21 protein-coding genes and 2 tRNA genes are annotated in these 22,296 nt (G+C 37.2%); 11 read left to right on the top strand and 12 right to left on the bottom strand.

All coding sequences use genetic code 11. The features are described from left to right. The first annotated feature begins 111 nt into the window (after positions 1-111). Together pepE and BUA71_RS01485 are read left to right on the top strand one after the other, a co-directional pair. Complete coding sequence (pepE, locus tag BUA71_RS01490; RefSeq protein ID WP_072876004.1) at positions 112-825, top strand: dipeptidase PepE; 714 nt, start codon at positions 112-114, stop codon at positions 823-825. A gap of 73 nt (positions 826-898) precedes the next feature. After that, positions 899-1,813 carry a glutaminase gene (locus BUA71_RS01485; RefSeq protein ID WP_072876002.1) on the top strand — a complete coding sequence of 305 codons (915 nt, stop codon included), beginning with the start codon at positions 899-901 and terminating at the stop codon, positions 1,811-1,813. A gap of 107 nt (positions 1,814-1,920) precedes the next feature. On the opposite strand, the gene rpsT is transcribed toward BUA71_RS01485, so the two are convergent. The 4 genes from rpsT to proS all read right to left on the bottom strand — a co-directional run bounded on the left by rpsT (position 1,921) and on the right by proS (position 3,964). Beyond that, entirely contained in the window at positions 1,921-2,169 is a 249-nt protein-coding gene (gene rpsT / locus BUA71_RS01480) for a 30S ribosomal protein S20 (RefSeq protein WP_072876001.1), read from the bottom strand. Between the two features lie 30 nt (positions 2,170-2,199). Beyond that, positions 2,200-2,271: transfer RNA gene (locus BUA71_RS01475), tRNA-Glu, on the bottom strand. Positions 2,272-2,338: 67 nt separating this feature from the next. Further along, positions 2,339-2,410: transfer RNA gene (locus BUA71_RS01470), tRNA-Glu, on the bottom strand. 75 nt (positions 2,411-2,485) lie between these two features. Beyond that, positions 2,486-3,964, bottom strand: coding sequence for a proline--tRNA ligase (proS, locus tag BUA71_RS01465; protein ID WP_072875999.1), 1,479 nt, complete (start codon positions 3,962-3,964; stop codon positions 2,486-2,488). 111 nt (positions 3,965-4,075) lie between these two features. Here proS and BUA71_RS01460 point away from each other — a divergent pair, with 111 nt between their 5' ends. The 7 genes from BUA71_RS01460 (at position 4,076) to BUA71_RS01435 (ending at position 12,588) form a co-directional block, all read left to right on the top strand. Next, positions 4,076-5,152: a hypothetical protein gene (locus BUA71_RS01460; protein ID WP_072875997.1), complete on the top strand. Its 1,077-nt coding sequence runs from the start codon at positions 4,076-4,078 to the stop codon at positions 5,150-5,152. A gap of 97 nt (positions 5,153-5,249) precedes the next feature. Then, on the top strand, positions 5,250-6,755 hold the full coding sequence (locus BUA71_RS01455) for an OmpP1/FadL family transporter (RefSeq protein ID WP_072875995.1): 1,506 nt from the start codon (positions 5,250-5,252) through the stop codon (positions 6,753-6,755). A 200-nt stretch (positions 6,756-6,955) separates the two neighbouring features. Next, complete coding sequence (locus BUA71_RS17585; RefSeq protein ID WP_175545924.1) at positions 6,956-7,123, top strand: hypothetical protein; 168 nt, start codon at positions 6,956-6,958, stop codon at positions 7,121-7,123. A 237-nt stretch (positions 7,124-7,360) separates the two neighbouring features. Then, complete coding sequence (locus BUA71_RS01450) at positions 7,361-7,933, top strand: cob(I)yrinic acid a,c-diamide adenosyltransferase (RefSeq protein WP_072875993.1); 573 nt, start codon at positions 7,361-7,363, stop codon at positions 7,931-7,933. Between the two features lie 249 nt (positions 7,934-8,182). Continuing rightward, entirely contained in the window at positions 8,183-8,404 is a 222-nt protein-coding gene (locus BUA71_RS01445) for a DUF2795 domain-containing protein (RefSeq protein ID WP_006989959.1), read from the top strand. 88 nt (positions 8,405-8,492) lie between these two features. Then, complete coding sequence (gene secA / locus BUA71_RS01440; protein WP_072875991.1) at positions 8,493-11,852, top strand: preprotein translocase subunit SecA; 3,360 nt, start codon at positions 8,493-8,495, stop codon at positions 11,850-11,852. A gap of 259 nt (positions 11,853-12,111) precedes the next feature. Continuing rightward, a complete protein-coding gene (locus BUA71_RS01435) occupies positions 12,112-12,588 on the top strand; it encodes a DUF4199 domain-containing protein (protein WP_072875989.1) in 477 nt (158 codons plus the stop codon). Between the two features lie 34 nt (positions 12,589-12,622). Here BUA71_RS01435 and BUA71_RS01430 read toward each other — a convergent pair whose 3' ends face one another. Continuing rightward, positions 12,623-13,324: a peptidoglycan DD-metalloendopeptidase family protein gene (locus BUA71_RS01430; RefSeq protein WP_072875987.1), complete on the bottom strand. Its 702-nt coding sequence runs from the start codon at positions 13,322-13,324 to the stop codon at positions 12,623-12,625. Between the two features lie 189 nt (positions 13,325-13,513). Between BUA71_RS01430 and BUA71_RS01425 the strand changes: the two genes are divergently transcribed. Then, positions 13,514-14,089, top strand: a complete 576-nt coding sequence (locus tag BUA71_RS01425; RefSeq protein ID WP_072875985.1) for a DUF2911 domain-containing protein — start codon at positions 13,514-13,516, stop codon at positions 14,087-14,089. Positions 14,090-14,282: 193 nt separating this feature from the next. On the opposite strand, the gene BUA71_RS01420 is transcribed toward BUA71_RS01425, so the two are convergent. The 5 genes from BUA71_RS01420 to BUA71_RS01400 all read right to left on the bottom strand — a co-directional run bounded on the left by BUA71_RS01420 (position 14,283) and on the right by BUA71_RS01400 (position 19,137). After that, the gene (locus tag BUA71_RS01420; RefSeq protein ID WP_072875983.1) at positions 14,283-14,714 is read right to left on the bottom strand and encodes an organic hydroperoxide resistance protein; all 432 of its coding nucleotides are present in this window, start codon (positions 14,712-14,714) and stop codon (positions 14,283-14,285) included. A gap of 629 nt (positions 14,715-15,343) precedes the next feature. Beyond that, on the bottom strand, positions 15,344-15,937 hold the full coding sequence (locus BUA71_RS01415) for a phosphatase PAP2 family protein (RefSeq protein WP_072875981.1): 594 nt from the start codon (positions 15,935-15,937) through the stop codon (positions 15,344-15,346). Next, the gene (locus tag BUA71_RS01410; RefSeq protein WP_072875979.1) at positions 15,938-16,168 is read right to left on the bottom strand and encodes a hypothetical protein; all 231 of its coding nucleotides are present in this window, start codon (positions 16,166-16,168) and stop codon (positions 15,938-15,940) included. It abuts the gene before it with no gap. A 2-nt stretch (positions 16,169-16,170) separates the two neighbouring features. Beyond that, positions 16,171-17,541: an MATE family efflux transporter gene (locus BUA71_RS01405; RefSeq protein WP_072875977.1), complete on the bottom strand. Its 1,371-nt coding sequence runs from the start codon at positions 17,539-17,541 to the stop codon at positions 16,171-16,173. A 207-nt stretch (positions 17,542-17,748) separates the two neighbouring features. Beyond that, entirely contained in the window at positions 17,749-19,137 is a 1,389-nt protein-coding gene (locus BUA71_RS01400; protein WP_072875975.1) for a M20/M25/M40 family metallo-hydrolase, read from the bottom strand. Positions 19,138-19,406: 269 nt separating this feature from the next. Here BUA71_RS01400 and BUA71_RS01395 point away from each other — a divergent pair, with 269 nt between their 5' ends. Next, positions 19,407-20,000, top strand: coding sequence for a hypothetical protein (locus tag BUA71_RS01395; protein ID WP_072876840.1), 594 nt, complete (start codon positions 19,407-19,409; stop codon positions 19,998-20,000). Between the two features lie 177 nt (positions 20,001-20,177). Here BUA71_RS01395 and BUA71_RS01390 read toward each other — a convergent pair whose 3' ends face one another. Both BUA71_RS01390 and BUA71_RS01385 read right to left on the bottom strand, forming a co-directional pair. Beyond that, entirely contained in the window at positions 20,178-21,344 is a 1,167-nt protein-coding gene (locus tag BUA71_RS01390) for a sigma-54-dependent transcriptional regulator (RefSeq protein WP_072875973.1), read from the bottom strand. 1 nt (position 21,345) lies between these two features. Beyond that, the gene (locus BUA71_RS01385; RefSeq protein ID WP_083572013.1) at positions 21,346-22,275 is read right to left on the bottom strand and encodes a DUF6268 family outer membrane beta-barrel protein; all 930 of its coding nucleotides are present in this window, start codon (positions 22,273-22,275) and stop codon (positions 21,346-21,348) included. Positions 22,276-22,296 lie beyond the last annotated feature (21 nt).

The following is a 22,296-nucleotide window of genomic DNA, read 5'->3' as shown; positions in this document are numbered from 1 at the left end:
GCGCCACAAGTGGCTTGTAAACTTTTGTTAAAACCCCAATTTAAGGTAATTTTATGCCTGTAAAATTTATAATTATTTAAAAGTAAGTTTAATTCTTTTTAAAAATTGAAGATGAAAAGAGCATTATTAGCAAGCACCTCAACTTTACACGAGCAGGATTATTTGGAATATTTATTACCAGAAATCAAGTCCTTTTTTAAAGATAGTAAAGAAGTTATTTTTATACCCTTTGCCCGGCCCGGAGGTATTACTCACGATGAATATACCGAAAAAGCAGCCGTGGCTTTTAAGAAAGCAGGAATAAAGTTACGCGGACTACACGAATTTAAGGATATGCAGACAGCAATAGCATCGGCTAAAGGTATTTTTACCGGTGGCGGTAATACGTTTTTATTGGTTTCAGAATTATACAGGAATAAACTAATGGCCGGTTTACAGCAAGCAGTTAAAAACGGCGTTCCTTATATGGGAACCAGTGCAGGGACCAATATAGCCGGGCTCACGATGCAGACGACCAATGACATGCCAATAGTTTATCCGCCAAGTTTTAAAACACTGGGAATAGTACCTTTTAATATTAATCCGCATTATTTAGACCCCGATAAAAACTCTACCCACAAAGGAGAAACCCGGGAAACCAGGATTAAAGAATTTCATAAAATTAATACCCAGCCGGTAGTTGGTTTGCGGGAAGGCAGCTGGTTACTGGTAGAAAATAATAAAATTGCGTTAAAAGGGGAACTAAGCGCCCGTATTTTTAAGCTAGAAAAAGTACCTTTCGAAATAGAAACCGGAAGTGAACTAAACGAATTAGCAGAAGCTTAAAATTAAAAACTTAGGCTTAGAAAATAAAGATGAAACCTTTACATTTTACAAGTTGAAAAAAGCATAGCTATTTATGGATTACCAAAAAATATTAAACACCATAGACGAAGAATTAAGTTACAGGGATGTATCTGGTAAAGTAGCCTCTTACATTCCCGAACTGGCAAAAATAGATCCCAGGAAATTTGGGATGCATGTTTTTTGCGGGGATAATCAACATTTTTCTTTTGGGGATAGTGATGAACTTTTCTCGGTGCAGAGTATTGCAAAGGTGTTTAGTCTTTCTATGGCTATGCGTATTATGGGAGAAGATCTTTGGGACCGGGTAGATGTAGAACCATCGGGAGACGCTTTTAATTCGCTAAGCCAGTTGGAGTATGAAAATGGAATTCCGCGGAATCCTTTCATAAACGCGGGAGCTTTAATTATTGCCGATATTTTGGTAGATCAACTGGAAAACCCCGAACAGGAATTACTGGATTTTGTACGAAAAATAACGCAGGATAACAGTATAAATTTTGATCCTAAAATTACAGCTTCCGAAAAAGAAACTGGATACAGAAATATTGCTTTGGTAAATTATATGAAAGCTTTAGGAAACATTAAATGTGATGTAGAACCGGTGGTAGATTTTTACTTTCACCTTTGCTCTCTTGCCATGTCTTGTAAACAATTAGCACAGGCTTTTATGCTGTATGCTAACAAAGGAAAAATTTTGGGCACAGAGGAACAGGTTTTAACACCAGTCACGGTAAAACGTATAAATTCTTTAATGCAAACCTGCGGTTTTTATGACGAAGCGGGGGAATTTAGTTTTGAAGTAGGTTTACCGGGAAAAAGTGGTGTTGGTGGTGGTATCGTCGCTATTCATCCAGAACAGTATTCGGTGGCTGTTTGGAGTCCAATTTTAAATGAACAGGGAAATTCTAGTTTGGGGATGAAAGCTTTAAAAAGACTTACCAGTTTAACCGGGGTTTCGGTTTTTTAAGAAATCGGTGATTTTATTGATTGGAAAAAATAAAAGTAACTGGTAATAAAAAATGCCTTCTGAAAAATCAGAAGGCATTTTTTTATAATTGAACACTGTAATACTTCTTAGAGCGCAGCAACGTGCGTTGCAAGTTGCGATTTAAGGTTCGCAGCTTTATTTTCGTGTATAATATTTTTCTTTGCAAGCTTATCTACCATAGAAACCACAGAAGGCAACATAGCTTCAGCTTCTTTCTTCTCAGATTCTTTCAATTTTCGAATTGCATTTCTGGTAGTTCTATGCTGGTAGCGATTTCTTAGACGCTTAGTCTCATTGCTACGAATTCTCTTCAATGCCGATTTGTGATTTGCCATTACAAATTTACTTTAATTATTTTTTAAAAGTAGTCCGTAGGGGAATCGAACCCCTGTTACCAGGATGAAAACCTGGCGTCCTAACCCCTAGACGAACGGACCATTAATTTATTTCAAATTGCCCTTTCGGGACTTTTTTTTAACACAATAATATAATTTGTGTTTCTTGTAGTCCGTAGGGGAATCGAACCCCTGTTACCAGGATGAAAACCTGGCGTCCTAACCCCTAGACGAACGGACCATTATTTCTTAAATGCGGATGCAAAAATACAACTTTTTTTGAATGCCACAAGTCTTCCGCAAAAAAAATTAAAATTTAATAGGCACGGGCAAAAAGCACTCGCTGCTCAGATGGTTTTCCAGTGAGTACACAGCTCCCCGCTTCTTTTGCGGAACTAAATGGAATACAGCGAATTGTGGCTTTCGTGTATTCTTTTATTCGGTTTTCGGTCTCTGCTGTACCGTCCCAATGGGCAGAAATAAATCCACCTTTAGATTTTAAAACTTTTTTAAATTCTTTGAAGTCATCTACTTCTGTGATGTGTTCATTTCTAAAATTAAGCGCTTTTTCAAATAAAGCCTCCTGAATTTCTACCATTAGCGCTTTCACTTTTTTCACCACGGCTGTTTGATCCACGAATTCCTTTGTAAGGGTATCTCTTCTTGCAAGCTCCACGCTCCCCTTCTCCAGGTCTTTAGGACCAATTGCCAATCTAACTGGAACTCCCTGTAATTCATATTGCGCAAATTTCCAGCCGGGTTTCTGGGTATCCCTATCGTCATATTTTACAGAAATCCCTGCTTCTCTTAAATCGGCTGCTAATTTATTAGCCACCTTAGATATTTGTTCTAGCTGTTCCTCTCCTTTATATATTGGCACGATTACTACCTGCGTAGGAGCTAAATTAGGAGGCAATACTAAACCATTATCATCACTATGCGTCATAATTAAGGCGCCGATTAAACGGGTAGAAACTCCCCAGGAACTCGCCCAAACGTTTTCCAGCTTTCCTTCGCTAGAAGTAAATTTCACATCAAAAGCTTTAGCGAAATTTTGACCTAAAAAGTGAGAGGTCCCGGCCTGCAGGGCTTTTCCATCTTGCATCATCGCTTCAATACATAAAGTTTCTACCGCCCCGGCAAAACGCTCACTTTCGGTTTTTGTTCCTTTAATCACCGGCATTCCCATAAAATTCTCGGCAAAATCTGCATAGATATTATTCATTAATTCTGTCTCCTTTACGGCCTCCTTTTTAGTGGCGTGAGCGGTATGCCCCTCCTGCCACAGAAATTCTGAAGTTCTTAAAAACAAACGGGTTCGCATTTCCCAGCGCACCACATTGGCCCATTGGTTGATTTTTATAGGCAGGTCGCGGTAAGACTGAATCCAGTTTTTATAGGTATTCCAAATCACCGCTTCAGAGGTTGGACGCACTACGAGCTCTTCTTCCAGTTTAGCTTCAGGATCTACAATTAGTTTTGATTTATCTTCAGGATTGGTTTTAAGACGGTAATGCGTTACCACGGCGCATTCTTTAGCAAAACCTTCGGCATTTTTCTCTTCAGCTTCAAAAAGATGTTTGGGCACAAACAAAGGAAAATAAGCATTTTCGTGACCAGAATCTTTAAACATTTTATCCAATTGGGCTTGCATCTTTTCCCAAATTGCGAACCCGTATGGCTTGATGACCATACAGCCACGTACTGCAGAATTCTCGGCCAAATCGGCCTTTACTACCAACTCATTATACCATTTTGAATAATCTTCGCTTCTCTTAGTCAGTTTTTTACTCATTCCAGTGATTTGGCATAAATCTTGTACTTTTATTAAATACAATATAAATGCAGGTTTAGTTAGCGCAAAACTAACTATTTTTGTAATGTTCAACAATAAAAACCTAAGCTAATGATACGCAATTATTACTTTCCAAAAAACACCATGATTCTGGTTGCACCTATGTTATTGCTATTATTGGCATCTTGTGGTTCTTACCAATATTCTGGTTACGAAGATGGAATTTACGGTGATGCAGATGTACAGGCACCGGTGACCAAAAAGCAATCTCAACGTGCTAATAACAATAATGCAGGGAACAATTATTATAAAAATCTTTTTTCTGAAAAATCTGAATTCTACGGTCAAATGGCCGATGAAATCGTATTTACCGATGTGGAATCCTATTCTTCTGCCAACGCCTCTGAAGATGGTACATACTATGAAGAAGAGCAATCTTATAATGGCGGAAACGCACCCTGGGGAAATGATCCAGATCAATACACTATAAATATTTACAACAGGCCTTACTACGGTAGCTATTACAATCCCTTTAGATGGGGTTATTATGGTTACGGCTATGGTTATGCCGGTTATTGGGGCAACCCGTATTGGGGAGCATTCCCACACTGGGGCTATGGACCTTACTGGGGTAGCTACGGCCCATATTGGGCACACGGCTATGGATATGGTTACGGTTATAGATATGGCGGATACTACAGTCCGTTTTGGAGAAGAGGTTATTTAAATAACCCTTATTATGGTAATAATAATCATTATAGAGATGTTGCCTACCACTATGGACGCAGGTCCAGTAATTCTACATACAGAAGAGGTAGTAATTCTACTGTGAGGTCCAACAACTCTTCGTATTCCAGAAGTATAAAAGCAATAAGAAGCAACAGTAATAATAGCCGAAGCTACTCCCGTAGTTCTAAGGACGACTCCAGGGTATATAGTCGTTCCAGTCGTAGAAGCGAACCTTCACGAGTGAATAGATCTACTACTACGCGAAGAAACTCTAGCATTAACCGTTCTAATAGAAGCTCAAGATCGAACAACTCTTATAATAGGTCTTCAAGATCTTCAAGGAGCAGTAGTGGTACCGTGAGACGTTCCAGTAGTTCAAGGTCTAGCGGAACAAGAAGTTCTGGAGGCAGTAGCCGCTCCTCTTCATCTTCGTCCAGGTCTGGAGGAAGAGGAAGATAATGCTAAGGCGGTTTAAACAATATTATTAAGCATATTATGAAATTAACCTTACAGTAAATCCTGTAAGGTTTTTTCTGAATTAAATTTAAAAAGAATTATGAAAAAGATATTTCTATTACTGGGAACTATTCTTATCACAGCAGGTGTGCAAGCTCAAAATATCACTGACGCTTTTCGATATTCTACTGAAGAATTAAACGGTACTGCTCGTTTTAGAGCGATGAGCGGTGCTTTTGGCGCTTTAGGTGGAGATTTATCGGCCTTGCAGGTTAACCCGGCATCATCGGCTGTTTTTATTAGTTCCTTCGGAACAATTACTTTAAGCGACCGTTTTAATAATAAGGACGTAAATTACTTTGGTACCAGCACCAGTAATAATAATTCTGAAATTAATTTTAACCAGGCCGGTGGTGTACTTGTTTTTAAAGCCAGAAACAATAGTCCCTGGAGGAAATTTAGCATTGGCGCAAACTACGGCACTACAAATAATTTTGAAGATGCTTTTGTTGCCCGCGGGATAAGTCAAACTTCTATAGATCAATATTTTTTGGGTTATGCCCAGGGCACTCCTTTAGAATTATTACAAACAAGGGAAGATGAAACAATTTCAGATTTGTATCAGTTTTTAGGGGAACGTCACGGTCACGGTGCTCAACAAGCTTTTTTAGGCTATCAAGCTTATGTTTTAGATCACGATAAAAACACCCCAGAAAACACCCAATACAACTCTTTAATTGGTGCGGGATCTTTTAACCAGGATTACCACGAGGTATCAACGGGCTTGAATGGAAAATTCAGTTTTAATTTCGGAACGCAATTTAAAGATTTTCTCTATTTAGGGGCTAACTTAAATGCACACTTTTTAAATTATGATAGGGCGACTCGATTTATAGAAACCAATGATAACGCTGGCAGCGCTACCAATGAAGTTAGGTTTGAAAACAACCTAAGTACCAATGGAGATGGATTTTCATTTCAGGTTGGGGCCATTGCAAAATTAAATGATCGTTTTAGGGTTGGGGCTTCCTATGAATCACCTACCTGGTACAATATAAGTGAAGAAAACACGCAGTACTTAGAAACTAACAACAATGCTGGTGAGCGCGCCGTAGTAAACCCGAATATTATTAATATTTATCCCGATTATAAGCTTAGGACCCCCGGGAAGTTAACCGGAAGCCTTGCAGTAATTTTTGGAAAGAGAGGACTAATTAGTTTCGATTATTCTTATAAAGATTTTTCAGCTACTGAATTCAGGCCTAAAAACGATTCTGAGTTTATAGATCAAAACAATAATATTTCTGAAGAACTTCAGGCCGTTTCTACTTTTAGACTTGGTGGGGAATATCGAATTAATAACTGGAGCCTAAGAGGAGGCTACCGTTATGAGCAAAGTCCTTATGCCAATGAAACTACGGTTGGCGACCTTAATGGTTATTCCGGAGGTTTGGGTTATGACTTTGGAAACATAAAATTAGACCTTGCTTACACCCACTCCAGTTATGAAGAAAACCCCAGGCTTTATGAAGTAGGATTAACAAATACTGCAAATATAGATCGTAAAATTTCTAATGTGGTACTTTCATTAAGCTTCGGACTTTAAAATTAAAAAGCGCAGGAGATAAACTTCATCATCTTCTGCGCTTTTTTAGTATTTAGAAGCTTTAAGTTAAAGACAACACTAATCTTTTGTTTCAACTAAAATCTTTAGTTCAAGTTTGAGCAAAAATTAGAATAATTAGAAAATGTTTTACCGGTGGTAATATTTCAGATTTCTTATCTTGTGAAAAAATATAATGCAATATGTTTCAATTTGATCAGGAGACCTGGGTTTATATTATTCTTATCGCAGTTTTTCTCGCTTATTTTATTTGGAATTCCCGTAGGGCAAAAAAGAATAGGAAAGCACGAAAAAATAGAAATTTCAGAAAACGCTACATGGAGCGTCGTGAGGAACAGGACAAAACCTGACTACCTCTACCCTATTTCTAACTAAAATTAGCGAAACAAATTTCTAAGACTCTTCCGCTTTACTTACTTCTTACATTTTTAAATAGGTCTAGTTTAAAACTAGTTAAACTTTTTCTGAAAATAAGTTGAAAACATGTTTATAGACCTCTAAAAATTAATCGTTCGTGTATTTTTTAAATAATTTTGTGAAACATATAAAACAAACGCGACATTTGTTTAATTCCTCAACTAAATAATATGAAAATATATACAAAAACAGGAGACAAAGGGACCACAGCGCTCTTTGGCGGTACGCGGGTTCCTAAACATCATTTGCGCATAGAAAGTTATGGCACAGTAGATGAACTCAACTCCCATATTGGCCTTATACGCGATCAAGATACCGGTAAAGAGGCAAAAGATGTTTTAAGTAAAATTCAAGATCGTCTTTTCACTATTGGATCTATGTTGGCGACAGATCCCGAAAAGCAAAAGCTTAAAAACGGAAAAGAACGTTTAAATATTCCAAAAATCACTGCGGAAGATATTGAACTCTTAGAGCAGGAGATAGATAGAATGAACGAAGAACTTCCAGCGATGACCCATTTTATTCTTCCGGGAGGTCATCAAAGTGTGTCATTCTGTCACATAGGCCGCTGTGTTTGTCGCCGTGCTGAGAGACTGGCGAGTGCTCTATATGAAGTAGAAGCTTTTGATGATCATGTTTTAAAATATCTCAATAGATTGTCAGATTATCTTTTTGTGCTGGCACGAATCTTGTCTAAAAGGTTACAGGCCGAAGAGATTCAATGGATTCCGCAGAAGACTTAATTTCTTCCGGTTCAGCACAAAGAAGAACTGTCTTATCGTTTTATAAGTTACGTTTATTGGTATAATCTTTCTTATCAATTTATAAAATGCTTATTTAGATACGTGGTTTCACTTCATAAGTTTCATATTTCGAAGAAAAAATATGATTATTGTGTATGTTCTTACCGGTATTGATTAAATTATAGATTTTTTTCTTGGCTATTCCATTTAAAAATTTATTTTTGCAAAAATATAAAACTTGATTAACCCATGTATTGGACTTTAGAATTAGCATCTTATTTAAGTGATGCCCCGTGGCCTGCAACTAAAGACGAGTTAATTGATTATGCAATTAGAACAGGTGCGCCGCTCGAGGTAGTAGAAAACCTACAATCGATAGAAGATGAAGGCGACTCGTATGATTCTATTGAAGAAATCTGGCCCGATTATCCTACAGACGAAGATTATCTTTGGAATGAGGATGAATATTAAAAAAATAATGCGCAAAAAATAGAAAAAAGTCTCCATAGTGAGGCTTTTTTTTTGCGTACATTTGAACCCCTATTAAACAAAAACTATTATGGATTTTTTAAATTCTGTACTAAAAGTATTTGTCGGCGATAAATCTAAAAAAGACGTCAAAGCTATACAACCCATAGTAAACAAAGTTAAAGATCTCGAAGCAGAGTTTGAGGCCTTAAGCTTAGACGAACTTAGAGCTAAAACAACGAGCTTTAAGGAAAAGATTGCCGAAGCAATACAAGATATCAACGAGAAGATCACAGCGCTGGAAGCTGAAGCTGATGCGACCAATGATATTACCAAGAAAGAAGATATCTATGCCGAAATCGACTCGCTAAAAGAAAAATCTTACGAAGTTTCAGAAGGGGTTCTCAATGATATTTTGCCCGAAGCTTTTGCCACGGTAAAAGAAACGGCTAAACGCTTTTTTCATAACAAGCAATTAAAAGTTACCGCTTCGGAATATGACCGGGAACTTTCAGCAGAAAAGGATTATGTAAACTTAGAAGAAGATTACGCTATATGGAACAATTCCTGGGATGCGGCCGGTAAACCGGTAACCTGGGATATGATTCACTATGACGTGCAGCTAATTGGCGGGGTTGCCATGCACCAGGGGAAAATTGCCGAGATGCAAACCGGGGAAGGTAAAACGCTTGTGGCAACACTTCCTATGTACCTTAATGCCCTAACCGGAAATGGTGTGCACCTGGTAACCGTAAACGATTACCTGGCAAAAAGGGATAGCGCCTGGATGGCTCCTATCTTTGAATTTCACGGGATGAGTGTAGATTGTATTGATTATCACCGGCCAAATTCGGCAGCGAGAAGAAAAGCTTATAATGCCGATATCACTTACGGAACCAATAATGAATTTGGATTTGATTATTTGAGGGATAATATGTCCCACGCTCCAACAGATTTAGTGCAACGTCCTCACAACTTTGCAATTGTGGATGAGGTGGATTCTGTACTTATTGACGATGCGCGTACCCCATTAATTATTTCAGGGCCAATTCCCAAAGGTGATGTACACGAGTTTCACGAGCTTAAGCCGGCTGTTTCCAATATCGTAGATCTACAACGAAAACATCTTGTTAAGGTTCTTGCCGAAGCCAAGAAGCTTATTGCCGAAGGAAATACTAAAGACGGCGCTTTCCTATTGCTTAGGGTTTACAGGGGCCTACCAAAGAATAAAGCACTTATTAAATTTTTAAGTGAAGAAGGTATAAAACAGCTGCTGCAAAAGACCGAAAATCACTATATGCAGGACAACAACCGGGAAATGCCCAAAGTTGATGCCGACCTGTATTTTACCATTGAAGAAAAAAACAACCAGATAGACCTTACAGATAAAGGAATTGAATTCCTATCGGCAGATGGTGACGCAGATTTCTTTGTAATGCCAGAAATGGGCATGGAAATCGCTAAGATTGAAAATGAAGGACTTTCTAAAGAAGAAGAAGCCGAGAAAAAAGAGGAGCTTTTTAGAGATTACAGTGTAAAAAGTGAGCGTATTCACACCCTTAACCAGTTATTAAAAGCATATACCCTCTTCGAAAAAGACGATGAGTATGTGGTGATAGATAACAAGGTGAAAATTGTAGATGAGCAAACCGGTCGTATTATGGACGGCAGGCGCTACAGCGACGGCTTGCACCAGGCAATTGAAGCCAAAGAAAACGTGAAGATTGAAGATGCAACCCAAACTTTTGCCACGGTAACCCTTCAGAATTACTTTAGAATGTACGGCAAATTATCTGGGATGACCGGTACTGCAGTGACAGAGGCCGGGGAGTTCTGGGAAATTTACAAACTAGACGTAGTAGAAATCCCCACCAATCGTCCAATCGCCAGAGACGATAAAGATGATTTGGTTTATAAGACCAAACGTGAAAAATATAACGCGGTAATAGACCACGTTACCGAGCTTTCCAATGCCGGAAGACCCGTGCTTATTGGTACAACTTCGGTAGAAATTTCAGAATTACTTTCCAGGATGCTGAAATTAAGAAACGTTCCGCATAATGTTTTAAACGCTAAACTGCACAAACGTGAGGCAGATATTGTTGCAGAAGCAGGAAAATCTGGTATCGTGACCATCGCCACCAACATGGCCGGTAGAGGTACCGATATTAAATTAACTAAAGAAGTAAAAGAAGCCGGCGGGCTGGCCATTGTAGGAACCGAACGCCACGATTCCCGACGTGTAGATAGGCAGTTGCGAGGTCGTGCTGGGCGTCAGGGAGATCCTGGTAGCTCTCAATTCTACGCTTCTTTGGAAGATAACTTAATGCGTTTATTTGGTTCAGAAAGAATAGCCAAATTAATGGATAGAATGGGGCTGGAAGAAGGTGAAGTGATTCAGCATAGCATGATTTCTAAATCTATTGAACGCGCCCAGAAAAAAGTAGAAGAAAATAACTTCGGGATCAGGAAGCGTTTATTGGAGTATGATGATGTGATGAATGCCCAGCGGGAAGTAATTTATAAGCGTCGTTATCACGCTCTATTTGGAGATCGTTTGCGGGTAGATATCGCCAATATGATCTTTGATACCGTTGAAGCAATTACCGAAAACAACAAAGTCGCACAAGACTTTAAGAACTTCGAGTTTGAGTTGATTAGGTATTTCTCTATGAATTCCCCAATTTCGGAAGACGAATTTGAAAAAATGGGAGTTCAAAAGATCTCAGGAGTGGTATATAAAGCGGCTTATGAGCATTATGATTCTAAGATGGAAAACAATGCTGCCCGGGCATTCCCGGTTATTAAGCAGGTTTATGAAGATGAAGCTAATAATTTTGAGAGAATCTCGGTGCCCTTTACAGATGGTCAAAAAACTTTACAGGTAATCACTAATCTTGAAAAAGCCTACGAATCTGAAGGAGTGCAATTGGTTAAAGATTTTGAGAAAAATATAAGTCTTGCCATAATAGACGACGCCTGGAAAACTCACCTTCGTAAGATGGATGAGTTAAAACAAAGCGTTCAGCTAGCCGTTCACGAGCAAAAAGATCCTTTATTAATTTACAAGTTTGAAGCTTTTGAATTATTTAAAGCTATGTTAGACCAGGTGAACCGCGATGTTATCTCTTTCCTGTTTAAAGGAGAAATTCCAGAAGGAAATGTAGGTAATATTCAGGAAGCCAGACAGCGCAAAAAGGAAAAAGTAGAAACCCAGAAAGAAGAAATTCCTAATATGGATGAAAGGGCTTCTGAAAGTAGAGCAGCTGGGAATACCCAGCAGCAACGTCGTCCCCAGGTTACTGAAACCATTACCCGTGATAAACCAAAAATTGGTCGTAACGAAAAGGTCACCATTAAAAATGTAATGAGCGGTGAAAATAAAACCGTAAAATACAAACAAGCAATTCCCTTACTAGATAAAGGGGACTGGGTTATAGTAGATCAATAACCTTAAAATGAGGTCTTTTTAAAATTCCCGGGAATTAATTTTTCGGGAATTTTTTATTTAGACCCTATTTATCATATCACTTCTGTATCTCGTAGTTTCTTCTATAAAGTAACGTAAAAGATCTCACAGGTTTTTGACACCTTTGAGGTCTCTAATATCAAAGACTTTTAGCATCAAAATCAGACTAGTATTAAATCGTAAAGGCAATATTTCTGTAATTTAATATTTTGATTAATTTAGCTCTTACATTAGTTTTCCTATGAAGAAATATCAAATTGAAATAAAATGGGGCGTGATTTTTTTCGTGCTTATGGTAATATGGACCTATCTCGAAAAACTACTGGGCTGGCACAATGAACATATTGACAAACAAGCACTATACACTAATTTCTTCGGATTTATCGCGATAGTTGTGTATTTTTTGGCAATTCGGGATAAAAAGCAAACGATTTTTCACGGAAAAATGAGTTGGAAGCAAGGTTTTGTTTCAGGAATCATTTTAAGTGTGGTAATAGCTTTGCTTTCTCCTTTACACCAGGTTATTGCGCACAAATTAATAAGCCCAGATTTCTTTAATAATATAATTGACTACAACGTTGATGCTGAAAGAATGAGCCAGGAAGACGCCGAAGCTTTTTTCAACCTCAACTCCTATATAGTACAGGGTATATCTAATGCACTAACTATGGGAGTTATAACCAGCGCACTGGTAGCACTTGTTTTAAAGAGAAAATAAGTATTGTTTTATTGGACCTCGATAAACTTTAATCTTAATTACTTCTAAGTTTAAGTAAATAATTGGGATTGGGACAATTTTGTAAATAAAAATCCAGATCCTTCCTGGAGGTAACTCCGGGAAAATCTCCAATTTTTTCTTTCAGATCTTCGATAATTTGAAAATGCAGATGTGGCGCATAGTCTCCGTTCTCCTCTGGACTACCTAATTCACCAATTTTCTCTCCTTTTTTTATCTTGGTTCCCAGAACAAGATTCTGCAAAGACTCTCTACTTAAATGGCCATACAGCGAGTAGAATACTTTGTTTTCATAATTATGTTCTAAAATGATTGTCGGGCCATAATCCGCAAAATTTGCATTATCGTTATAACTATGAATTTTTCCATCTAAAACTGCCAGAACATCGGTATAAGCATCGGCCCAAAAATCTAAACCTAAGTGAATATTCCTATTGTGATTTTCGTCTTTTGAAGCAGTAAACAATTCGCTTCTTTGATATAGTTTACGCACTTCTGAATAACCTCCAAAGGCAACTTTCTTTCCAAAAGCATTTAAATATTCTGCGATATATTTAGAAAAAGCGCGGGAGGAAGAAATATCTACTTTTTTGAGCTCCACATTATTTTCAGAAAGATCTATAACAATATAATCTTCTTCCTTTAAATTAGCATCCAATACGCTGGTAAACCCCAAAGTGAGTTTAGATAGAAATTCAGAAAAACCGTCGGGTCCCATAAGCAACTTTTAATAATTTTTATTTTTTTGGGGAATCGCTAAAATTACAGCAAGCATTTTAGTTTAGCAAAACATTGCCCAAATTTGCATTAATTTTACTTTTTTCGATAAGTTGAAAAATTGCACGTTTTTTGAAGCATTTATATATCGCCTATTAAAAGTGCAATTTAGCGTAAGGATAAGCTTAAAATGAAAAAGCCTGTAAAAACATATTTAAAAATAGGAATTGCAATCATGGCTGTTGCTGCTGTGGTTGTTTTTTTATTTCACTCCAATACCAAATCCCACAGTCCGGAAGATACAGTGAGCTATAACAGGGATGATTTACATTTGGAAGTTTTCTATAACCGGCCTTATAAAAAGAACAGGGAAATTTTTGGAGAGCTTATTCCTTATAATAAAGTATGGCGAACGGGAGCTAATGAAGCTACCACATTTTCTACGAATAAAGATATCCTTATAGATGGATCATTATTAAAAGCAGGAAAATATACACTCTGGACAATCCCCAAAGAAAATTCCTGGAAAGTTATATTTAACGATAGGATGTACCCCTGGGGAATAAACCTGGACGAAGAAGCTTATAGAGACGCAGCTTTTGATGCACTAGTGCTTGAAGTCCCCGCCAAAAAGTTAAAAAATAGTCTCGACCAATTCACAATAAAGTTTACAGAACAAAACGGTTTTATTTATTTACAATTAGCCTGGGACAAAACTTTTTTGAGCATTCCCATAAAACAGGATATAAAAAAAGCTCACAAATAGCAAGTATTTGTGAGCTTTGATATTTTAAGAAAATAGTAAATGGCTGTTTTAAAAGTAAACTTTAACGTTATTATCATCAAAGTGCTTTAACCTACTTATTGATTTCCAAAAAGTTGAAAATACTTTCGTTTATCCCGATAGTAAATCAAAGTGCTTTTTAGACAGTCACAACTTTCTTTTAGCAAAGAAATGTTTAATCCTCGTCAACCATTAGGTTTAAGGTAACGTCTATATTATCTCTGGTGGCGCGGGAATAAGGACAAACTTCGTGAGCTTCGTTAACGATTTTCTCACCAGTTTCTACATCCACTCCGGGTAAATAGCAATCTAAAATAACTGCCAATTGTAAATTGCCTTCTTCGGTTTTACCTAACTCTACCACTGCACTTACGCTAAGGTCTTCACTTAATTCTACCCCGTGATTCTTTGCAACTAGTTGTAAAGCACCTCCAAAACAAGCGGAATATCCCGCTCCAAACAATTGCTCTGGGTTGGTATTATTACCACCGTCGCCGCCCATGGATTTGGGTACACTCAAAGCTACATCCAGTAGTCCATCGTCACTTTTTGCGTGACCATTTCTAGCTCCTTTTGTAGTTACCGTTGTTTTATACAAATTTTTCATCTCTATATATTGGTTTAATTGATAAACTCTCAATATAACAAGCATAAAGCAGGCTTACAAAGATTGGGTTCATAAATTTGTCATAAATAACCCGACTTAAGAAAAACGAGTGAAAATTGACATGGGTTGACCATAATGATAAGCTATAATAGCAAAAAAAAGCTGTCTGAATTATTAACTTAAAGTTTGAGCTTCAATAGTTTTTAAGTATCATATTTCGCCTTTAAAGCGCTGCCCTTCGAATAATCATCATCCTGTAGGGAAAAATAAAAACTAAGCTGTAACCAACTTAAAAACCTTGATTTTTTAGCAATTTCAGCTAAATCTGTCTTTACAGGAAATTATGAACTTGCATTCTATTAAAGATACTCATGCAACCACCCTTTTTTCAGCGAAATTCATTGCAACTTCTTTCGGCTTTAATTTTGAAGGTATTATTTCAATATTAGCGTTTTTTAAAACTTTTGTAAGGGGTCTCGAACCAACTGGCTTTGAACTTCAATCAACTTAGGTCGAACTGAGGTAATAAAAAATTCAAATCAAACTATTTGGAATAAACAGTTTTCAGAATAACGTCTTTTACGGAAATCGATGTGTAAAATTAATACTAAAAAATCATTAAACAATTATTACTCGTTAATCACAGATTGCTTATTAAGTTTTTTAAAAACCTTCGCCTGAACATAAGTATGCAGTTTATAAAATAAAAAACCAAAAAATATCCCGACTATGATGCCGGCCACAATGTCTCCCGGATAATGAACTCCCACATAAACCCTGCTATAAGCGACGAGTAAAGCCCAACAAATTAAAAAATAAATATATTTGGAATAGGTTTTTCCGAATATGAGTACTAGAAAAACTGCCACGCCCATAGAATTAGCAGCGTGAGCAGAGAAAAAACCATAAGAACCACATCTTTTGGCGACAAAACGGGTATATTCCATAACGCCTTCCTGACGACAGGGCCTTAAACGATCGAAGAAATCTTTACAAATATTCCCCAATTGATCTGTAGCTGTAATTAACAGAGTTATAAACAGCATGGTAAGCAAACTGGCTTTCCATCCAAATTTTTTAAAAATTAAGAACAATAAAAAGGCGTAAAGCGGTATTGCCGACCACTTATCCGTAATAAACAACCATAGCCAATCCCAATTTTCTGAGCCTAAATTATTAAGCCATATAAAAAGTTGATGATCTAATTCAATTATTCTCTCCATTTAGTCTTTTTCATACCTGGTCACTTCCCTATCGTAAAAAGCAGACGCTTCTTTAATAAGGTTTTCAGTCTCATTTTTTAGTTCATCTTCGTCTTGTTGGTCAAATTCTTCCAACCACTCTACTTCGTCATTTTCAAGATTAATTATAAACCTTGGAAAATCGGTATGAACCACAAAAACCGCAGTAGGGAAATCGGTATTATCACCAAGAAGGAATTTAGGAATCTCCATAGTTATATTTTAGATTGAGCAAGTTTATAATTTTTTAAAATAAGTTTTTTTGATAAATAATTGAACCGAAAGTACAACAATAATGCCGAAGCAGATAATCCGGCCAGTAACCCCAGCCAAATCCCCATACTTCCCATCATCTTCGCTTTTCCAAAATACCAGGAAACCGGAAAACCTATAATCCAATAAGATATAAAACAGATTAGTGTGGGAACCTTCACATCCTGCAAACCTCTTAAAGCCCCAAGGATAACTACCTGCAAGCCGTCGCTTAGCTGAAATAAAGCGGCCACCACCAATAGTTGCGCTGAAAGTAAAATCACTTCAGCATTATCTATATAAAAAGTAGGCAACCAATCTTTTAATAAAATAAAGGCAAGTGCAAAAACAGCTTCAATTAAAAATACCAGCAAAAAGGTGGAAAGCGCAATTCTTCTTAAATCTTTAAATTGTGCCAGGCCTTTTTGGTTTCCCACCCTAATTGTAGCGGTAACCCCAAGGCCTACAGCAATCATAAACGTCATAGAAGCCAGGTTTAATGCAATTTGGTTGGCGGCCTGGGGATTTGTTCCCAGTAAACCGGCAAGAAAAACAGTGGCCGTAAAAATGGCTACTTCAAAAAGCATTTGAAGGGCTGTAGGAAACCCGAGGTTCAATAGGCGTTTGAAGACTTTTGAATTAAGTGCTTCTTTTCTACCCCATTTAAAATATTCGGCAAACTTTTTCTTTCTTCTTAAAATTTCCCAAATAAACCAAAGCATAAAAAAACGGGAAATTAAAGTACCAATTGCTGCACCTTCCAATTCTAATCTAGGGAAGATCCAAACACCATAAATAAGAATATAATTAAAGACTACATTCACCACGTTAGCGATAAGTGTGGCATACATCGCATATTTTGTTTGGGAAAGTCCATCGGCAAATTGTTTAAATGCCTGGAAGATCATAAGCGGCACCATAGAGAAAGCTACAATATTTAGGTATGGTAAAGCGAGCTCTACAACCTCTGGGGGCTGATCTAAGTAATACAATACCGGTTTTGCTATTAATAATACCAGAAATAGTAAAATACCGTTTATAGTACAAAGGATAAGGCCATGGTGAAAATAGCTTCTACCGTTTTTAATATCTTTAGCTCCATCTGCCTCTGCGATTAGCGGAGTAATGGCAAAAGAAAAACCAATTCCCATAGAAAGCGCAATAAAAATCATGCTATTTCCCAGGGATACCGCGGCCAGTGATGCAGGTCCCAATCTACCAATCATTAAATTATCTACCAGCCCAACGAGCACGTGTCCCAATTGTCCCATCATCACGGGAAAAGCGAGCTGTAAATTTTTACTGAATTCTTTGGTATAAGCCTGTAATTGCAAACCTCTAATTTTGGCGGCAAATATAATAGGAATTTATCGTCCAAAAATTGAAATCGAAATAAAAGCTGATTGATATCTATGCTTTAATGTTATCTAATTAAGAATCAAAATTGCTAGGCTGATAGAGACAAGAAAAAAGACTAAAAGATGATAGCTACGATTTTTGTTCTTTCTTAAAACATAAAAGCTCCAGAAAAGTTGTTGACTTTACAGTCCATATTTATCAATTAGATAAATTAGAGAAGTCATAGTGGCAGCTCCCAATTCTAATTCACGTTTATTTATTTGTTCAAAAGTATCGGTAGCTGCGTGATGAATATCAAAATAACGTTGCGAATCTGGTGCCAGGCCCGCAAGTACTATATGCTCATTTTTTAATGGGCCTATATCTGCTCCACTTCCCCCCTGTTCAAAATAGTGAATAAGATAAGGTTTAAAAAGTGTTTTCCAACCTTCTATTTTTGCAAATTGTGCATCACTCGCTTCAAATGAGAATCCGCGTGGTGTAAACCCTCCGGCATCGCTTTCTAAAGCAAAAATGTGGTTTTCATTGTTGATTTTTGCAACTTCAGCGTATTTCTTTCCGCCACGCAAACCATTTTCTTCATTCATAAAAAGCACTACCCTTAGGGTTCGTTTAGGCTTATAATCAATTTCTTTGAGTAATCGAAGCACTTCCATAGACTGCACAACCCCTGCGCCATCATCATGGGCGCCATCGCCTAAATCCCAGGAATCAAGATGCCCGCCAACAAGCATAATTTCTTTTGGGAATTCGCTTCCGGTAATTTCGCCTATCACATTATAGGATTTCACTTCCCCGCGATTTTCTGAGCTCAATTTTAAATAAAATTCCAAATCTTTTTTCAGCTTTAAAATTCCGCTTAGATAATCGGCATCTTTAGTACTAATCGCTGCTGCGGGAATTCGCTTACTATTTGGGAGATTGCCATAACTCATAGAGCCGGTGTGGGGATGCTCGTCTATCTTTAAACTAAGCGATCTCACAATAACCGCGGCAGCGCCATACTTTGCAGCGGCCTCAGCTCCCGAGTAGCGCTGATCTACACAGCTTCCATAAGCTTTAAAAGTTTGGATATGTGTAGGATCCATTGGGCGATTATAAAATACAATCTTATCTTTTATCTCTCCTTTACACTCTTCCAGCTCCTCCAGCCCCTGCACTTCAATTACCTGTTTTTTTAAACCACCGGTAGGTGTAGCTATAGAGCCGCCAAGAGCCGCTATATTTACTTCGGTTGAAGAACCTGGGCCTGTTTGTATATAAGCATATTCCCGGGTTCCGCGGGTCCATTTTGGCACCATAACAGGCTGTAACCAAACTTTGTCCAAACCAAGTTCTTCCAATTGAGATTGCGTATATTCTACGGCTTTTTGAGCATTTAATGAACCAGACAATCTTCCTCCAATAGCATTGGAAAGATGATCTAGCCAGTTATAAGCTTTCCCATTCACAAGAGCCGTATTGAATATTTTACGTATCTGTATAGAATCATTTTCTTTAATTGTATTTTCTTGAGCAGTTAAGCCAAAACTTAATAATATACCAGATAATAAAAACAAAAATTTCTTCATTTAAATAAACTTTTATGCCATAAAACTATGTTGCTAAAATAGTTAATCTAGACAAGCTAAGCTTTAAATTATAGGTTTTATAAATAGCTACCTGTAGGTTGAGATAAGCCGATTAATCTTTAATAATCGGTTTTCAACTTTTATACCAAAAGTTTCCTGGATCACTTTTAAAATTCCCGATAAACTTTAAGAAGCAACAAGCATTCAAAGCTTAACAATTGATCAAAAAAAGGATAAATTTTATATCTTCGCCGCTAAATAAATATGGTGTGAACAAAGAAGAAAAAGAAGAGATTATCGCCAAGGTAACCAGCCTTTTAAAAGAAATCCCATCTTCAATGGAGATTGTAAAAAAAGGTGGTGACCGCCATAAGCGTTTTAGATATTTGGCTACTCATATGGTAGAGAAAGCTATTGAGAAAGATGCTTTAGTGATTTCTAAAAATAGAAAAGGTATTGCTATTTTGTTCCGTACCAATAAAAAAGACGATAATTTTCTTAAAGATATTAGAACACAAATTGGCTTAGTGCTTAATGTAACCGGCATTAGAAATGCTTACAGTATTGTAAAAAACCAAAATTATATCCAAAAGCAACGTCCGCAAGAGGGAGATTATTTATATTGCTGGTTTTGGGGAATTTTAGCCGACTCCAGGGGAGCAGATACCCAGGTGGGTAAGGAAATGAAAGACGAGTTTTACCGGCAGGCAAAGGAATATCAAATTCCGCTATATGCCGAAACGAGAATGCGCAAAAACGCCCTGGTTTATCAACGTTTTGGGTTTGAGCTTTTCCATGAGTGGGACCACCCCAGCGGGGACACTATGTATTTTTTGAGGTATAACCCACCTCCAAAAGATTAAAACTAAAAATTCACTCTAAAAATTAAATTCTTCAAGGAATCGGGGAAATAACTTTTAGAGTGAAGTAAGTTTATTTTTCAACAATTTCGATCAAAAAGGATACATTATTCAGAAAAAATTCTTGCATTTCTAGGCTGTTCTTTCTCGTAGAATCAAATTTTGGCTATCGTCCCGCAATTAAAATTTACTACCAAACAACTGCACATCTTCTTCTGAGATCTCATCTCCACCAAGAATAACCAGACGCTCTATAACATTGCGCAATTCCCGAATGTTTCCGCGCCAGTCATATTCCTTTAAAGTATTGATTGCATCCTTAGTGAACTCTTTTTTATTGGAACCGTGTTCTGCCGAAATCTTCTCACTAAAATAATCGATAAGTAATGGGATGTCATCCCTGCGCTCATTTAAGGAAGGTACTTCTATTAAAATTACTGCCAAACGATGATATAAATCTTCCCTAAATTTCTTTTCTTCAATTTCTTTTTTGAGATCTTTATTGGTCGCTGCAACCACACGCACATCTACTTTAATATCTTTATCACTTCCCACCCGGGAAATTTTGTTTTCCTGAAGTGCACGTAGCACTTTAGCCTGGGCAGAAAGGCTCATATCGCCAATTTCATCGAGAAAAATTGTACCGCCGTTGGCAGCTTCAAACTTACCCGCCCTATCTTTATTAGCAGATGTAAAAGCGCCTTTTACGTGGCCAAAGAGTTCGCTCTCTATTAATTCTGCAGGAATAGCTGCACAATTCACTTCTACCATTGCTGCTTTAGACCTATCACTTTTTTGATGCAACCAATGTGCTACCAATTCTTTTCCGGTTCCATTTTGGCCTGTAATAAGCACGCGGGCATCGGTAGGTGCTACTTTTTCAATTAATTGTTTAATTCTTTGAATTTCTTCAGACTCACCAATCATTTCAAAATTCTTGCTCACTTTCTTTTTAAGTCGGGTGTTTTCTACTACCAACTCTTTTCGATCTAAAGCATTTCTTACGGTGTTGAGCAATCGGTTAAGATCTGGTGGTTTCGAAATATAGTCAAAAGCACCTTTTTTCATCGTGTTTACAGCCGTTTCAAGGTCGCCGTGACCAGAAATCATCACTACGGGGATTTCAGGCTTAATTTTCATGATAGCCTCCAGCACTTCCACCCCGTCCATCTTTGGCATCTTAATATCACAAAGAACCAGATCGAAATCTTTATCCTTAATCTTTTCTACTCCTTCCAATCCATCTGCAGCCTCCTCTACTTCATACTTTTTATTTTCTTCAGAAAGAATTTTTACTAAAACCCTTCTAATTGCTGCTTCATCTTCAATTAATAAAATTTGTGCCATATTATAAAATACTAAATTTTAAGCCACTACGGGCGTAAAAAGTGTTGTTATCGTCTATTGTATATAAATCCTCGTGGTCACCATCCCTTAGCCTAATATCATTTATAACGGTGTAACCGGCATAGAGGTAAAATGAAATATGTTCTGTAAAGTTATATTGATAGCCCAGTCCACTTAATAAAACCGTCATAGAAACATTTTCGGCCAATTTATTTGAGTTTGGCCGACTTCGAAGATACGGATTAAAATTATTCTGAATATTAGCAAAAAAGCCATCTAAAGTCACAAAAGCCTGCAACTCATGTTTGTCTTTTATAAAATATTTTAAATTGGTTTTTGGTATTCCAAGTGCATAAGCCCAATTAGGTTCAAACCTTTTATAGTAGTTAATTACCGGTAAAGGAAAGGGATAACCGCGGGTGGTAGAGTAACTAAGGCCAAAAATTAGACGCCAGGGTTTTGCATTGACCTCTTCTTCTTTTGACTTCATGAAATAAACGGCTCCTGTATAAATATAATCGTCATTTACGGTTTTCTTATTACTAAAATTAGACGCAATTTTAAGCCCTGTTTCAATCCCAAAACGCCAATGCTTATTCATTTTAAAGGTATAACCTATTTTCCCGGTAAATGATTGAAACCTATCCAGGTGTTCTGTAGAGAAAAGCTCGTTGTTCCTGTATTTAAAACTTACGTTTCTATATTCCAAACCGGGAATTAAATAAGCTCCTTTACCATTTAAAACTATAGGAAAATTTGCAAAAGTTCTAAACCTCCTAAACGAGTTGTCTGAGTTCGATTGGGGGAAGTAGGTATATTCAAGCCGGGCTAAATCTGTAGATTGTGATTTAACCGGAATAATCATAAAAACAATAAAAACTAAAGAAATAATAGCTTTTAAGCAATTATAATCTTGCCTCTTAATTTTCATCGCTAGTTCTTTATTATTTTG

It is taken from the genome of Salegentibacter echinorum, assembly GCF_900129445.1.
Classification (GTDB): Bacteria; Bacteroidota; Bacteroidia; order Flavobacteriales; family Flavobacteriaceae; genus Salegentibacter; species Salegentibacter echinorum.
This window is presented reverse-complemented; position numbering and strand designations above follow the sequence as displayed.